The sequence below is a fragment of the Deltaproteobacteria bacterium genome, assembly GCA_003696105.1.
Lineage (GTDB): Bacteria > Myxococcota_A > Polyangia > Haliangiales > J016 > J016.
Genome location: RFGE01000131.1, coordinates 1 through 14801, shown reverse-complemented (window position 1 = coordinate 14801; position 14801 = coordinate 1). Strand labels below are relative to the sequence as shown.

General features: G+C 68.0%; 15 protein-coding genes. 5 read left to right on the top strand and 10 right to left on the bottom strand.

The window, feature by feature from the left end; genetic code table 11:
• Positions 1-897, bottom strand: an 897-nt coding sequence (locus D6689_08985) for a hypothetical protein (GenBank protein ID RMH42186.1), incomplete at its 3' end; no start/stop codon positions are given.
• A gap of 233 nt (positions 898-1130) precedes the next feature.
• On the opposite strand from D6689_08985, the gene D6689_08980 reads away from it, so the two are divergent.
• From D6689_08980 to D6689_08970, 3 genes are all read left to right on the top strand, one after another.
• Positions 1131-2663 carry a sensor histidine kinase gene (locus tag D6689_08980; protein ID RMH42185.1) on the top strand — a complete coding sequence of 511 codons (1533 nt, stop codon included), beginning with the start codon at positions 1131-1133 and terminating at the stop codon, positions 2661-2663.
• Positions 2656-3345, top strand: a complete 690-nt coding sequence (locus D6689_08975) for a DNA-binding response regulator (GenBank protein RMH42184.1) — start codon at positions 2656-2658, stop codon at positions 3343-3345. The genes D6689_08980 and D6689_08975 overlap by 8 nt, the downstream gene beginning before the upstream one ends.
• A gap of 199 nt (positions 3346-3544) precedes the next feature.
• On the top strand, positions 3545-4063 hold the full coding sequence (locus D6689_08970) for a hypothetical protein (protein ID RMH42183.1): 519 nt from the start codon (positions 3545-3547) through the stop codon (positions 4061-4063).
• Positions 4064-4147: 84 nt separating this feature from the next.
• Here D6689_08970 and D6689_08965 read toward each other — a convergent pair whose 3' ends face one another.
• Positions 4148-5383 carry a hypothetical protein gene (locus D6689_08965; GenBank protein RMH42182.1) on the bottom strand — a complete coding sequence of 412 codons (1236 nt, stop codon included), beginning with the start codon at positions 5381-5383 and terminating at the stop codon, positions 4148-4150.
• Positions 5384-5423: 40 nt separating this feature from the next.
• On the opposite strand from D6689_08965, the gene D6689_08960 reads away from it, so the two are divergent.
• Positions 5424-6884, top strand: a complete 1461-nt coding sequence (locus D6689_08960) for a glutamate--tRNA ligase (protein ID RMH42189.1) — start codon at positions 5424-5426, stop codon at positions 6882-6884.
• 100 nt (positions 6885-6984) lie between these two features.
• Entirely contained in the window at positions 6985-7800 is an 816-nt protein-coding gene (locus D6689_08955) for a CPBP family intramembrane metalloprotease (GenBank protein ID RMH42181.1), read from the top strand.
• A gap of 354 nt (positions 7801-8154) precedes the next feature.
• Here the strand turns inward: D6689_08955 and D6689_08950 are convergent, their stop codons facing one another.
• The 8 genes from D6689_08950 to D6689_08915 are packed head-to-tail and all read right to left on the bottom strand — an operon-like array spanning position 8155 to position 14761.
• A complete protein-coding gene (locus D6689_08950) occupies positions 8155-8742 on the bottom strand; it encodes an NADH-quinone oxidoreductase subunit I (protein ID RMH42180.1) in 588 nt (195 codons plus the stop codon).
• A 4-nt stretch (positions 8743-8746) separates the two neighbouring features.
• A complete protein-coding gene (locus D6689_08945) occupies positions 8747-9952 on the bottom strand; it encodes an NADH-quinone oxidoreductase subunit H (GenBank protein RMH42179.1) in 1206 nt (401 codons plus the stop codon).
• Positions 9949-11940, bottom strand: a complete 1992-nt coding sequence (locus D6689_08940) for a ferredoxin (protein ID RMH42178.1) — start codon at positions 11938-11940, stop codon at positions 9949-9951. Before D6689_08940 ends, D6689_08945 begins: the two co-directional genes overlap by 4 nt.
• The gene (locus D6689_08935; protein RMH42188.1) at positions 11586-12821 is read right to left on the bottom strand and encodes an NADH-quinone oxidoreductase subunit D; all 1236 of its coding nucleotides are present in this window, start codon (positions 12819-12821) and stop codon (positions 11586-11588) included. Before D6689_08935 ends, D6689_08940 begins: the two co-directional genes overlap by 355 nt.
• A complete protein-coding gene (locus D6689_08930) occupies positions 12821-13312 on the bottom strand; it encodes an NADH-quinone oxidoreductase subunit C (GenBank protein RMH42177.1) in 492 nt (163 codons plus the stop codon). The genes D6689_08935 and D6689_08930 overlap by 1 nt, the downstream gene beginning before the upstream one ends.
• Positions 13313-13326: 14 nt before the next feature.
• Positions 13327-13842, bottom strand: coding sequence for an NADH-quinone oxidoreductase subunit B (locus tag D6689_08925; protein RMH42176.1), 516 nt, complete (start codon positions 13840-13842; stop codon positions 13327-13329).
• On the bottom strand, positions 13833-14201 hold the full coding sequence (locus D6689_08920; protein ID RMH42187.1) for an NADH-quinone oxidoreductase subunit A: 369 nt from the start codon (positions 14199-14201) through the stop codon (positions 13833-13835). The genes D6689_08925 and D6689_08920 overlap by 10 nt, the downstream gene beginning before the upstream one ends.
• 50 nt (positions 14202-14251) lie before the next feature.
• On the bottom strand, positions 14252-14761 hold the full coding sequence (locus D6689_08915; GenBank protein ID RMH42175.1) for a macro domain-containing protein: 510 nt from the start codon (positions 14759-14761) through the stop codon (positions 14252-14254).
• Positions 14762-14801 lie beyond the last annotated feature (40 nt).

Here is a 14801-nt window from a genome sequence, read left to right as displayed (position 1 = left end):
GCGCTCGCGCTCCTTCTGCTTGCGCAGCTTCTCGCGCTCGCGCTCCTTCTGCTTGCGCAGCTTCTCGCGCTCGCGCTCCTTCTGCTTGCGCAGCTTCTCGCGCTCGCGCTCCTTTTGCAGGCGCAGCTTCTCGCGCTCCTGCTCTTTGCGCAGCCGCTCCGCCTCGCGCTCCTGTTCCTTGCGCAGCCGCTCCGCCTCGCGCTCCTGCTCCTTGCGCAGCCGCTCCGCCTCGCGCTCCCGCTTGGCGCGCTCGCGCTCTTGCTTGAGCTTCAGCGCCAGTTTTTCGCGCTCGGACATCAACTTGAGCCGAGCGGCCTGCTCGGCCATCGCCGTCTTTTCCTCGAGATCGAGGGCGGCCGCGGACGTGGCCGCCGCCTCGGGCTGTGCCTTCTTCCGGCGCCGCTTCTTTTCCTGGCGCGGCACCGGCATCTCGGCGACCGCAGGCATTCGCGGCGCGAGGTCTGCGCGGTTGTGGACGAGAATTCGGCGCTCGTCGCGGAACGTGATCTCGACTTTGTTGTCGGGCAGCAGCTCGCTCACGAAACCGATGTGGAACTTCGGGTGCGCGACCAGATCGCCCTCGACGTAGCTGTCGCGGATGGAGTAGGGGCGGCAGGACTCGAGATCCTTGTCCGTCTTGGTGGCCATGAAGGCCTCCCAAGTCGGCTTGCGCTTGAACTTACGCGGCGGTGGTTCCACCACGTCGTCGTAGGCTTCGCCCCGTGGTTTCCGATAGTTATGAACGTCTCCGCAGACGACGCACTGCACGCGCCGGATCTCGTCCTCGTACTTCGAGATCACGGTATGGTTGGTGTCCGCCTTGCAGCGCGGAGACGGGCAATAGGCTTCGATGTCGCTGCCTATGCCTTCGGTTTCGCTATCGAAGATAGACTCCATGCCGGTGACCTCGCGGTACGCGGCGCACCAAAGCGGCCGGAATTACAGGAAAAAATACTGCAAGACGGCCAATCCGGATCGTTCCCGGTGCGTCAGTTAGCCGTCTAACATAGCTCGCGGCCGGTTGCAACGGTCGGACCGGCAAACTCGCACTCGGTTCAGGGCGCCGGCGCCTCGGAATCGCCGCGGGGCACCGCGGGGCACCGCGGGGCGGGTGGTACCATGCGGTGCCCATGCGGCGCCGCGCGCTGTTTTATGCCCTGATCGTCGCGGTCCTCGTTGCGTCCGCCGGGCTGGCCTCGTTGAGCTTGAGCCTGTCGCGCGACGTGGCGGAGCGGGAGCGCCGCGCCATCCTCGACACGACGCGCGAGCTGGCCCTCGAGAAGGTACTGGGGGTGGAGGCGGAACTCGCCAAGTCCGAAAATGCCGTGTTCGACGCCGTCGATGTGTCCAACTTGCTGGATTTCCAGAAGAAGCTCGCCGCGGAGCGCCCGGCCGTCGAGACCGTGCTGATTCTGTCCGATCGCTGGGAAATCATCCCGGACGGCTTCTTCACGCGCCGCCGGTCGCCTGCCAGCATCGAGCAGTTTCGCGAGCGGTTTCGGCGCGACGTGTTGCCGCATCTGCGCGCACGTCCGGTTGGACTCGACGAGCGCGCCCGCTATCACCTCACGATCGACGGGCGGCCGTACCTGTTTTCCGTCACCCGGCGCGTCAGCGGCGGCCGGCCGGTCTACGTGGTCGTCGAGGTCGATCTCGCCTACATGGTCGGCACGGTGTTCCCCCAATATTTCGCGGTGACCGGATCGCCGCGCGTGTATCAGATCGTGGACGAGGTCGGCGACATCGTGTACGGCTACGCGTTCACCGGCGTGCCGGCCGACCAGATCGTCGAGGTGGGCTTCCCCGACTCGTTCCGGCAGTGGCGGCTGCGCGTCGCGCAGCGCGAGCCGGGGTTGGCGGCCGCGCACGGCAAGCGACGCGTCGTGGACGTCGCGCTCATCGCCGTCGCCGTCGCCGTCATCTTTGCCGGAATTGCTGGGCTCGTGTGGGCGGAGCGCAGCGCGCGGCGAGCCAACGCCCTCAAGAGCGACTTCATCTCGAACGTGTCGCACGAGCTCAAGACGCCGATCTCGATCATTCAGATGTTTGGCGAAATGCTCTACACGGGCCGGACGACTTCTCCCGAGCAGGCGCGCGAGTACGCCGGCGTCATCGCGCGCGAGAGCACGCGCCTCGGCCGCCTCATCGACAACGTGCTCGATTTCAGCCGACTCGAGCGCGGCAAAGGCGTATATGACATGGCCGAGGGGGATTTTGCCGAGGTCGTGGAACGTTCACTCGACATCTATCGCCACCGGCTCGACCAGGCCGGAATGGAGCTCCGCGTCGACGTCGATCCGGGGTTGCCGCCGGTCGAGATCGACGAAAACGCGATGACCTTGGCCGTGCTCAACCTGGTCGACAACGCCATCAAATACGCAGCGGACGGAAAGCGCCTCGATGTGCGGGTCGCGCGCGACGGCGACGGCGTCGCGCTGGCCGTCGCCGACTATGGCCCCGGGGTCGCGCGCGACGAGCAAAAGCGGATCTTCGAGCGCTTCTATCGGTCGAAACAGGTTCGGCTCAAGTCGTCGCGCGGCTCGGGCATCGGGCTGGCGCTGGTCAAGGACATCGCCGAGGCGCACGGGGGATCCGTCGATGTGCGCAGCTCGCCTCGCGACGGCACGACGTTTACGATATGGATCCCGGTACGCCATGGATGACCGCAAACGCATCCTGATCATCGAGGACGAACCAGACATCGTCCGCGGTCTGGTCGACGCACTGGAGTTCGAAGGGTTCGCGGTCCGCGCGGCGGCCACGGGGCAAGAGGGGATCGAGGCCGCGCGCGACTTTCGCCCGGACCTGGTGTTGCTCGACCTGATGCTGCCCGACAAAAACGGCTATCTCGTGTGCGAGGCGCTGCGCGCCGACGACCCCGTCGTTCCGATCATGATGCTCACGGCCAAGGCACAGGAATCGGACAAGATCCGCGGGTTCGACGTCGGTGCCGACGACTACGTGACGAAGCCGTTCAGCATCGCGGAATTGATCGCCCGCATTCACGCGTTGTTTCGCCGTCAAGAGCGGATGGCCGCGGTCGACGACACGTTTCGGGTCGGCGACTGGACGATCGACGCGCGCAAGCACACGATGCGCCGCGGAAAGACGACGCGCCGGCTGACGTTCTACGAACTGGAACTACTGAAGCTGCTGCGGGAGCGCGCGGAACAGCCCGTGTCACGCGATCAAATCCTCGAGAAGATCTGGGGCGTCGAGCCGTCGGCGAACAATCGGACGGTGGACAACTTCGTCGCCAAGCTGCGCCGCAAACTCGAAGACGACCAGAAAAACCCGCGGCACATCCTGACCGTCTACGGGCTCGGCTACAAGCTGGTGCCCTGACGCGACTCCTTGGCGTCGTTCGGAGCTCGCCGTCCGGCGCGGGTTTTGCCCCCGCGCGGTCGCGTTCGGTACAATCGGGGCAATGACTGAGCCGGGTCCGGGGGCGGGGCCGCCGGGGACTGCGCAGCCGCAGTCGTGCCCGCACTGTGGCGTCCGCGTGGTGCCGGGTTATCCGAAGTGCCCAAAGTGTCACGGCGCGTTGCCGACTTCGCCGTCCCCGCTGGCGCGGCGGGCGAGCGTCGCGGGCGGCACCGCGGCGGCGACCGGCCCCGGCCCCGCGCTGTGGATCGGTGTCGCGGCGGTCGCGATCGCCGCGGCCGTCGCGGTCTATGTGGTCGCAAGCGGCGGCGGCGGCGACGCTCCGGACACCGCGCCGGCGGCCGAGCCCGCCCCCGTGCCGGCGGCGGCCGCGCCGCGTCCCGAGGACCTGGCCGCCGTACCGGACGAGCCGGCATTCGCGGACGCCGCGGCCGGCGTCGACGACCGCGCGGCGCTCGACGCGCTGTCGGCCGAGCTTGCCGCCGCGCGGGTGTGGTCCGAGGTCGACTCGGCCGGCGAGGACTCGCACACCGTGCGCATCGAGTCCGCCCATTGCGACGAGCCGGCGCTGCGCGCCGCCATTGCCGCTCGCGCCGCCGACCTGCGCGCGGCCGGGTTCGCACTCGTGACGTGCGTGTCACAGCACGGCGTCGAGATCTTCTCCGAGGCGCTGCGATAGCCGGCCACCGGTGTTCGACGCCGCCGTGCGCGCCCGGCCGCGGCGGCGCCGCCGGACGCGAAATGGCCGGCCGCCGGCCCAGGCTCACCGCGGGCGCGCGCGCCCGTTTCCGCCGCGGCGCCGCAGTGCGAGCAGCGCGATGCCGGCGATCAGCGTTTCGAGCCCGCCGCCGGCACCGCCGCGCGGGCCGAGCGCGCGGCCCGGCGCGACCGCGCAGCAGCCGCCCGACTCGCCGACGTCCGCGCGCTTGCACTCGCCAGGATCGTCGGCGAGCGGGTAGAGCGAACACACGCCGGCGATGTCGTCGGCCTCGGGGGATGCCTTTTTCGTTTCGCCGCAGCTCTGGAAGTTGAACATCGTCGCTTCGGTGACTTCCGGCGGCAGCGCCGACGTTGGCGTGCAGCTCGGCACCGGGGCGCCGTCGCCGTCCACGGGCCGCTCGCCCGTGCCGTCCCAGCAGGTGTGATCCAGTCCCATCAGATGGCCCACTTCGTGTGTGAGCGTATTGGCGAGGTCGGCCAGGCACGTCGCCGACCCGCGAGACTGGCCGCCGGACGAGATGGCGAACTGGACGCCGTTTAGCTCGATGTCCGCGTCGACGATCTCCGCGTCGCGCGGGTTGTCCGGGTCGTCGACGAAAAACAGGGTCGTGATCGCGGCAGCCGAGGGGTTGTAGCACTCCTCCGGGGCGTCGTCGCTGGCCGGCCGGCACCAGCGGTCTTCGCGGAACACGATGACGTTGTCGCCGTCAAATCGGACCGCCCCATCGGTGGTTCCATCAAAGCGCAGGTCCAGGTAGCTGCAACCGCTCGTCGCCTGCCGCCAGGTCGACAGCACGGATTCGATCACATCGATCTCGTCATCGATCTGGCTCGTGCCGCGCTCGTCCATCGCGAGAAACACGCAGCCGGACGCCCAGTGCAACGGCGCACCGCTGTTATGGGTTCGCGTGTTGACGAACCCGATCGCGCCGGCCGGCAGCGCCGGCGCGTCGATCGTGACCGCGCGCGCGACTCGAGTCGCCTCGCCGCCGCCCGTGCGCGCGGCGACCACTTCCGCGGTGACGCGGTCGCCGACGGCGGGCAGCGGCGGCACATGGGATTGCCACATGCCGATACCGCCGGCGCGGCCGCCGGCCTGCGTCCACGTCACCCGGCGGCCGTCGTCGGTCGCGACCGTGACGTCCGACACGATGCGGTCGCCAGTGGCGGTCCACCGCGAATGGACGTCCACCACGCGACCGCGCACCGTGCCGGCCGCAGCGGGCCGCGCGAGGGCGCAAGCGAGGGCGACGCCGACGGCAATCCAGAACACGCGCACCTCGATCAGCCTAACACGCCGTGATACAAGCGGCGTGCCGATGGCAAGCGAACGACGAGACGCCGGGCCCGCCCGGGTGCGCATCGCCCCGTCGCCGACGGGCGATCCGCACGTCGGCACGGCCTACATCGCCCTGTTCAACTACGTGTTCGCCCGCAAGACGGGCGGCCAGTTCGTGCTTCGCATCGAGGATACCGACCGCGCGCGCAGCCGGGCGGACAGCGAGCGCAAGATCCTGTCTGCGCTGCGCTGGCTCGGCTTGACGTGGGACGAAGGGCCGGATGTCGGCGGCCCGCACGGGCCGTATCGCCAATCCGAGCGCGGCCCGATCTACCGCGACCACGCCGAGCAGCTCATCGCGGCCGGCAAGGCGTATCGCTGTTTCTGCACGCCGGAGCGGCTGGAACAGTTGCGCGCCGAACAGCGGGCCGCAAAAGCGGCGTTCGGCTACGACCGACGCTGTCGCGGGATCGACACGGGCGAGTCGCGGCGGCGCGCCGAAGCCGGCGAGCCGTACACGGTGCGATTGGCCGTGCCGCGCGACGGGACGACGACGTGGCACGACCGCCTGCGCGGACCGCTGTCGTTCGACAACGCGCAGGTCGACGATCAAATCCTGCTGAAGTCCGACGGGATGCCGACCTACCACCTGGCGAACGTCGTGGACGACCACGCCATGGGCATCACGCACGTGATCCGGGCCGAGGAGTGGATCTCGTCGACGCCGAAACACGTGCTGTTGTACGACGCGTTCGGCTGGCCGCAGCCGGTGTGGGTCCACATGTCGCTGTTGCGCAACCCGGACAAGTCGAAGATCAGCAAGCGCAAGAACCCCGTGTCGATCGACTACTACCGCGACGTGGGCATCCTGCCGGACGCTCTACGCAACTTCCTCGGCATCATGGGGTTTTCGTTCGGCGGCGATCGCGAGGTGTTTTCGTTGGACGAGATGATCGACGTGTTCTCGTGGGACAAGGTGTCGGTGGGCGGCCCGGTGTTCGATCTCGACAAGCTGCGTTGGATGAACGAGCAGTACATCCATCAGTTGAGCCACGAGCAGCTCGCCGACGCCCTCATCGACTGGCGGCTCGGGCGCGACTACCTGCTCCGGCTGATGCCGCTGTTTCGCGAGCGCATCAAGCGGTTCGACGAGTTCATTCCCGCCGCCTGGTACTTCTTCGCCGGCGAGATCGACTACGCGCCGGTGGCCGAGAAGCTGACGATTCCGGGAATCAAGCCGGCGCAGCTGCGGAAGCTGCTGCTCGAGCTGGTCGACCGGTACGACGCGCTGGAAGCATTTCGCGCGGCCGAGCTGGAGGTCGCGACGCGCGCGTTTGCGGACGACAAGCAGATCAAGACGAAACATCTGTTCATGCTGCTGCGCCTCGTCGTGACCGGGCGCACGGCATCGCCGCCGTTGTTCGACACGATGGAAGCGCTCGGCAAGGAGATCACGCGCGCGCGGCTTCGCACGGCGGCCGCGTGGATTGCCGGCCGCTAGCGGCCTCGGGCAGGTGCACGGATGACGCCGCCGACGGGGAACACGAGCTACCGGACGTGCCGGCGCGCGCATCGTGAAGCGCGCCGCCGTTAGCAATGCCGTGCGGATCGTAGCGACGATCGGGGATCTGTTGCGGCGTGCGCTGCCGGACCAGTGGCGCGCGATCGATGCGGAGCACCTGCCCGGGCGGGGTACGCGCGTGGATTGGATGCCGCCAATCGTGTTCGTCACGGTCGCGGTGTCGTTGACGCTGCAGGCCTATTGGGGCGAGCGCTCCGTGTTTTCGCGGCTCTTTCCGCGCCAGGACGCCGATTGGGCCGGGCGGTACTACGACCTGGCCCAGTTTGCGTGGTGGGCCGGGTGGCGCGTGTTCGGTTACCTGATCTTGCCGGCTGTCGTGATCGCCGCGATCCCGGGACAGCGCGTGCGCGACTACTACCTGGGGGTGGGCCACCTGCGCCGGCACGCGTGGGCGTACGTGGCACTGCTCGCGGCGGTAGCGCCGCTCGTGGCGTGGGCGTCGACGCGCGCGTCGTTTCAGCACACGTATCCGTTCTACAAGTGGGCCAACCGCAGCGCGCTGGATTTCTGGGCCTGGGAAGCTCTGTACGCGGCTCAGTTCATCTCCCTGGAGTTCTTCTTTCGCGGCTTCATGTTGCGAGGGCTCGAACGCAGTATGGGGTCGGCCGCCATCTTTGCGATGGTCGTACCGTACTGCATGATCCACTACGGCAAGCCGATGCCCGAAACGCTCGGCGCAATCGTCGCGGGAGTGGTGCTGGGGACCCTCGCGATGCGGACGCGGTCCATCTGGGGCGGCGCCGCGCTGCACATCGCGGTCGCCGTCGCCATGGATCTGCTCGCCGTCGGCCACTGCCCGCCGGCGGCCTCCGGCCTGTCGTGTCGACCGCGGTGACCGTCGGCCGGCAGACACGGGTCGCCGCGCCGAAAAAAAACGGGCGACCCGGTGCGTTCCGGGCCGCCAGTTGTCGGCAACCAACCGTTCAGCCGATGGTGGGCGTTTCTATCCCCTACATTCCTGTAGGTGGGCTCCACGAAAATAATCGGTCTGGGCTTCCCGACGTGCGGGCGTGCGCGCTCCGATCAGCGGCGGATCCCTGGATAGACTCTGTAGGGAAAAGTATTGCCTCCTTTCGCGCTGAACAGTCGATGACCTGGTTACAAGGGTAGTCATCGCGCGCGTGCGAATCAACGTCGATTCTTTCGTGCGACGTGTGTACAATGCGCGCGCGGCGCGCGGTCGCGGGACCTAGTCGCGGCGCGGCCCGAGCGGGCCGACCTCGCGCCAGTCGGGGCCTACTCCGCCCTGGGTCGCGGTGCTCACATCACCGCGCGCGAGCATCGACTCCTTCGTTTCGATCGCGTCGCCGCGGAACTCGACCGGCGGCGCGTGCAGGCCCGAGTCCATGCGGATCGCGTCGCACGGACACGCCTCCTCGCACAGCCCGCACACGACGCAGCGAAGCTCGTCGATCTCGAACACGGCGGGGTACTTTTCGACCGTCGGGTCGTCAGTTTCCGCAGGAACGATCGTAATGCAGTGCGCTGGGCACACCGTCGGGCAGCACATGCACGCCACACAGCGCACGCGACCGTCCGGTCGTTTCATCAACCGATGAAGCCCGCGGTGGCGCGGCGGGTAGGGCCGCTTTTCCTCCGGGTATTGAATGGTCTCGACGTCGCGCTGCGTGGTGACGTTGCGGAAAAAGTGTTTGACGGTGACACCCAACCCTTGCAGGCTCGCGCGCAAGAACGTGGCCCGCTCCGGCGCGGGACGGTCGACTGCGACGGTGCGCACCTTGGGGTTGCGGTGAGAGTCGGCGACGACGCGGGGCATGGCATCACCTCCCCAGCCACAGCGTGACGAGCGCCGTGATCATCAAGTTGAGCAGCGACAGCGGCAGCAGTCGCTTCCAGCCGAGGGTCATGAGTTGGTCGGGGCGGAACCGCGGCAGCGTCCATCGGATCGTGAGCTGCAGCCAGCACAGCGCGATGACCTTCAACACGAAGGCCAACACGCGCAGTACGACGACGGCCCAGTGGTCGAGGTACATCGCCCACCCGAGCAGCTTGAAACCGTCATCGTCGAGGAAGGGGAACTGCCAGCCGCCGAAGAACACGGTCGCGACGACCATCGAAATGAACACGATCTCGATGAATTCGGCGAGAAAGAACATGCCCCAGCGAATGCCCGAGTATTCGATGAAATAACCGACGATCTCGGACTCGCCTTCTGGCAGGTCGAACGGGCCGCGCTTCGTCTCCGCGATGGCCGCGGTGAAAAACAGGATCAACGCGGGCAACTGGACGACCGCTCCCCAGTACACCGGGTTGTGGCCTTGCCAGCGGACCATCGCACCGGGCTCCAGCGTGCCCATGACGAGGAACACGCCCATCAGCGACAGCCCCATCGTCACCTCGTACGACATCATCTGCGACGAGGCCCGCAGCCCGCCGAGCAGCGCCCACTTGTTGTAGCTCGCCCACCCGGCGATCGTCGCGCCGAAGTTCGAAATCGACAGGATCGCGAAGTAGAAGATCAGGCCGAAGTCGACCTGGAACATCTGCATCGCGACGCCACCTTCGCGATCGGGGCGCCACTTGTCGAATACGGTGAACAGCTCGTCGGGGTAGATGTCCGGGCCGAACGGGATGATGGCGAACGCGATGAGCACCGGTGCGAGCGCGAGCATCGGCGCAAGGGAGAACAACCCGCGGTGTGCGCGGCCGGGGATGAAGTCCTCCTTGCCGATCATCTTGACCGCGTCGGCCACAAAGTGAAGCAGGCCCCACGCGCGCACGCGGCCGATGTTGGCCCGGTTGGGACCGAGACGGTCTTGCATCATCGCGCTCTGGCGCCGTTCGGCCCACGTGAGCAACGAGGCGACCGGCATGACGAACACGAGGACGAGCGCGAGCCATTTGACCGGCGCGGCGAGCCACGCCGGCAGCCAGGCGGTCACGAGCGCCGCCGCGGCGAGCGTGGCGGCGAGCCCGGCCAGCAGGCCGAGGACGAGCGATACTCGGAGCAGGAAGCGAGCCATCATCCGCGCGAGTGGGCGAACCGCAGTTGAATCAGCGGCGCCGGCTTGCCCCAGGCTGCGTCGGACAGCTCGGGGACGTGTTCGATCATCTCGGAAAAGACGCTCTTGGCGTCGGCGTAGTCGACGGCCGCCCCGGTCGCGCGACCGAGCTTGACCGCGGCTTCCCACGCCGGCACGGCCGCACCGGGCGGCGGGTAGGCCGCGTGCATCCGCTGGACGAGGCCCTGCCGGTTGGTCACCGTGCCGTCCACTTCGGCCCAGGCCGCGACCGGCAGCAGCACCTTCGCTACGCGCGCCAGTCCGACCTCGCGTGCCGCCAGCACGATGAGCGCGTCGAGGCCGGCGGCCTTGTCCAGCACATCGTCCGCGAGCGCCTCGGCGCCGCCGAGGACGACGAGGGCACGCAGTGCGCCGTCGCGCAGGTCGCCGGCGAGGGCGTCCACGCCGGCAGCGGAGTCGCCGGCGCACGCATGGGCGCCGCGGGTGTTCGGGTTGACGTCGGCGTCGCGCAAGATGTCGTCGGCGCGCTCGGGGACCGGGCTGCGACCGACCGCGTAGACGCGGCCGACCTGCCAGTGTTCGCGCGCGAGCTTTGCCAGGACGTAGTTGTCCTCGTTGGTGTGCTGCGCCGACAGGACGACGCCGACGGCGCCCCGGTCTGCGTCGAGCGCGGCGCCCAGGACCTGACCGGCAGCCGACAGCGCGGCCGTCCACGACGCCGGCAAGCCGTCGACCGCGGGAGCCGCGACGCGTCGGTCGCGCAGTTCCCTGTAGGTCTCGCGCCCCTCGTCGCACATCCAGTGCTTGTTGACCTCGCGGCAGTAGCGCGGGCGCAGTCGATAGACGTGCCCCTCGCGGTGGTGGATCTCGATGTTGCAGCCGGTCGCGCAGCCGTTGCAGATCGATGGCGTCATCAGCAGTTCCCAGGCGCGCAGCGTGAACCGGAAGTCCTTTTGCGTGAGCGCGCCGACGGGACACACGTCGACCGTGTTGACCGAATAGGGATTGTCGAGCCGTTCGCCCGGCGCGGTGTTGAGCACTTCGCGGTCGCCGCGGAACGCCATCTCGAGCTGATGCTGGCCGGCCACCTGATCGCAAACACGGATGCACCGCGTGCACAGAATGCACCGCTCCTGGTCGAGCATGATGCGGGGACCGACGTCGACCACCTTGGCCTTGCGGACCTTCGGCACGTCGACGCGCGAGTGCTGGGCATCGTGGTCGAAATACAGGCGCTGCAGGATGCACTCGCCGGCTTTGTCGCAGATCGGGCAGTCGATCGGGTGGTTGAGCAGCGTGAACTCGAGCATCTGCCGCCGCCGATCGACCACGTCCGGGTCGCACGTCGACACCACCATGCCGTCGCCGCACACCGCCTGGCACGCCGGCACCGGCTTGGGCGCCTTTTCGATCTTGACGAGGCACTGCCGGCACACCGCCGCGATCGGCAGTCCCGGGTGGTAGCAGAACGCGCTGATCTCGATGCCGAGTTTGCGCGCCGCCTCGAGGACGTTGGTGCCCTTCGGCACGGTCACCTCGCGGCCGTCGATCGTGAGCGTCACCGTGTCGCCGCCGCTGCGCTGGGCGATCTCGCCGGGCTGGTCGTTGGCGAACGCGGGGGTCTTCGGCTGGTGGGTCATCGGTCGCACTCTCCGCCGATCATGTTGATCATCCCGAACGTCGGGATGATGTCGGAGATCAACGCGCCGCGGATCATCGACGGCAGCGCCTGCAACGCGATGAAGCATGGCGACCGGACGTGCACCTTGTAGGGGCGGCCGGTGCCGTCGGCGATGACGAAGAAGCCAAGCTCGCCGTTGCCTCCCTCGGTGAAGCTGTAGGTCTGACCCGGCGGAACGCGGATGCCGTCGACGATGAGCTTGAAGTGCGCGATCATCGCCTCGATCGTGTTGTAGACCTCGGACTTGTCCGGCAGCGTGACGCGCAGGTCGTCGACGCAGATCGGTCCGGGGCGGATCTGGTCGAGGCACTGGCGCAGGATGCGGATCGACTGGCGCATCTCCTCCATGCGGACGAGATATCGGTCGAAGCAGTCGCCGTGCTCGCCGACCGGCACGTCGAATTCGACGCGGTCGTAGACGAGGTACGGGTAGTCCTTGCGCACGTCGTAGTCGAGGCCGCTGGCGCGGCCGAGCGGCCCGGTGAACCCCCACGCGATCGCGTCGTCGCGCGACACCACCGACACCCCCTCCATGCGCTGGCGGAAAATCCGGTTGTTGGTCAGTAGTGTCTCGACTTCGGCCAGCACACCTTCGGTGCGGTTGAGCAGGTCGCGCAACTTCGGGTCGAAGTCCGCGGTGAGGTCGCGGGCAACGCCGCCGATCCGCACGTACGAGTGGGTCAGGCGAGCGCCCGACAGCTCCTCGAGCAGCTCGTAGAACCACTCGCGGGCCTTGAGCAGGTACAAGAACGCGGTGAACGCGCCAACCTCCATCGCCGATGCGCCGATGCACGTGAGGTGATCGGTGATGCGCGACATCTCGCCGATGATGACGCGGATGTACTGGCACCGCTCCGGCGTTTCGATGCCGAGCAGCTTCTCGACCGCCAGTGCAAAGCCGACGTTGTTGAGCATCGGCGACACGTAGTTGAGGCGATCCGTGTAGGGAAAGATCTGCGTGTACGTGGCGTATTCGGATTCTTTTTCGAAGCAGCGGTGAAGGTAGCCGGGCTGCACGTCGGCGTCGACGACGCGCTCGCCGTCGATCTGAAGGACCATTCGGATGGTGCCGTGCATCGCCGGGTGCGACGGCCCCATGTTGATGGTCATCAGCTCCGCCGGCAGCTCCTGCTCGGCGTCGAGATCGGCCGCGTTCTTCTGGCCGAGGACGTAGGTCTGGACGGTCGACATCACTCGTTCGCGCCGTCGCGCCGTACGAGCGGCTGGCGCTTCTCCTTTGGGTAGTCCTTGCGCAGCGGGTGCCCGACGAACTCCTCGTACAGGAGGATGCGGCGAAGGTCGCCATGCCCGTCGTACCGCACCCCGTACATGTCGAACGCCTCGCGCTCCGGCCAGCCGAACCCCTTCCACAAGCCCGACAGCGACGGAACGCGCAGGTCGTCTTCGTCGAGCGGAACCCGGATCTGGATGCGGTGGTAGTGCTGCGAGGATCGCAGCCCCCACACCGCTTCGAAGCGCGGCTCCTTGCCCTGGCCGAGCCAGTCGATCACCGTGGCGAACACCGGCGCGTCGAACGCCAGGTCCGGCGCGTCGCGAAGGTAGGTCGCGACGTCGACCAGGCGGTCGCGCGAGACCACGACGATCTCGTCGCCGTGTTCCGAGCGCGTCTGCACCGCGTCGCCGAAGCGGGCCGCAAGGTCGTCGAGTACGCGCTGGGCCATCGGTCCACCTCCGGTCAGCGGCGTGCCGGCTGCGCCTCGGCCACCTGCGAGTGGCCGCGCGACTCCTGAATGCGCCGCTGCAGCAGGATGAGCGCGTCGAGCACTTGTTCGGGGCGCGGAGGGCAGCCCGGGATGTACACGTCGACCGGGACGACCTGGTCAGCTCCCGGCATCGCGCTGTAGTTCTGGTAGAACCCGCCGGTCGATGCGCACACGCCGAATGCGATCACCCATTTGGGTTCGGCCATCTGGTCGTAGACGCGGCGCAACACGGGTCCCTGCCGCTCGGTGATCGTTCCGACGATCATCAGCAGGTCCGACTGGCGCGGCGAAAACCGCGGGAACTCCGCGCCGAACCGCGCGATGTCGTACTTCGACGCGGCCACGGACATGAACTCCATGCCGCAGCACGCGGTGACGAAGGGGTACGTAAACAGCGAGTACTTGCGGCCCCAGTTGGCGGCGTCGCGGGCCTTCTTCGCCCAGCCGGCCGCGTCCTCGAGGCGTGTGGTCGTCAGTTCTAGTCCCATCCGATCGCCTTCTTTCTCCACACGTACGTGAGCGCTACGACGAGCACCGCGACGAACGCGAGCATCTCGACGAAGCCGAACGGGCTCACGCCGCCGGTCGCGGACACCGACAGCTCGTCGCGGTACAGCACGGCCCACGGATACATGAACGCTGTTTCGATGTCGAACACCAGGAAAAGGATGGCGACCTGGTAGAATTTGACGGAATACCGAGCCCTCGGGGATCCGATCGGCTCCGATCCGCACTCGAACGGGCTCAGCTTGACCGGCGTGACCCGCTTGGGGCCGACGGCGACCGCGAGCAACACGAACATTCCGCAGAAGCCGAGCGCGAGGACGATCGCGATCCCGGCGGGCATGTACAGGTCGAGCGGCACGGCCCGGGGAGTATACGCACCGGGCCGTGGAACTACAGCCCTTGCTGCGCATTTCGCAGCGCGTCTTCGAACGCTGCGATGACCTCGGGGTCCGTGTCGACCAGGTAGATGGTCGTCGGGAAAGGCCGCCGGTGGGCGCGAATTTCTTCGACGATGGCGCGGGCCGCCTCCGCGGGCGCCAGGCCTTGGAAGCCGGTGCCCATGGCGGGCACGGCGATCACCTCGAGTTCGTTGGCGGCCGCGGCCACGAGGGCCGCCCGGGCCGCCCGGCGCACGTTCTCCGCGGTGACCTCGTGGGCCGGGTCCTCGACGATCGGCGCGTGGATGACGCACCCGGCGGGCAGCGATCCGGCCGTGGTGATCGCCGCGGCTCCCACCGCGATCGGGGCGCACGCCATCGCCTCGCGTTGGATCTCGTCGCCTCCCGTCCGCCGGATCATCCCGGAGATCCCGCCGCCCATGATCCCCATGGAGTTCGCTGGGTTGACGATCGCGTCCACGGGCAGGTTGGTGATTTGCGCCTGAGCCACGTGCACCTGCATCCGAGGGCTTCCTCCCACGGCCTACAGTAGCGCGCGGCTC

What these genes read in the sequence shown, in the direction of transcription:
- D6689_08980 (RMH42185.1), top strand. Translation starts at nt 1,131, where the DNA reads ATGCGGCGCCGCGCGCTGTTTTATGCCCTGATCGTCGCGGTCCTCGTT.
- D6689_08975 (RMH42184.1), top strand. Translation starts at nt 2,656, where the DNA reads ATGGATGACCGCAAACGCATCCTGATCATCGAGGACGAACCAGACATC.
- D6689_08960 (RMH42189.1), top strand. Translation starts at nt 5,424, where the DNA reads ATGGCAAGCGAACGACGAGACGCCGGGCCCGCCCGGGTGCGCATCGCC.
- D6689_08950 (RMH42180.1), bottom strand. Translation starts at nt 8,742, where the DNA reads ATGCCCCGCGTCGTCGCCGACTCTCACCGCAACCCCAAGGTGCGCACC.
- D6689_08945 (RMH42179.1), bottom strand. Translation starts at nt 9,952, where the DNA reads ATGATGGCTCGCTTCCTGCTCCGAGTATCGCTCGTCCTCGGCCTGCTG.
- D6689_08935 (RMH42188.1), bottom strand. Translation starts at nt 12,821, where the DNA reads ATGTCGACCGTCCAGACCTACGTCCTCGGCCAGAAGAACGCGGCCGAT.
- D6689_08930 (RMH42177.1), bottom strand. Translation starts at nt 13,312, where the DNA reads ATGGCCCAGCGCGTACTCGACGACCTTGCGGCCCGCTTCGGCGACGCG.
- D6689_08925 (RMH42176.1), bottom strand. Translation starts at nt 13,842, where the DNA reads ATGGGACTAGAACTGACGACCACACGCCTCGAGGACGCGGCCGGCTGG.
- D6689_08920 (RMH42187.1), bottom strand. Translation starts at nt 14,201, where the DNA reads ATGCCCGCCGGGATCGCGATCGTCCTCGCGCTCGGCTTCTGCGGAATG.
- D6689_08915 (RMH42175.1), bottom strand. Translation starts at nt 14,761, where the DNA reads ATGCAGGTGCACGTGGCTCAGGCGCAAATCACCAACCTGCCCGTGGAC.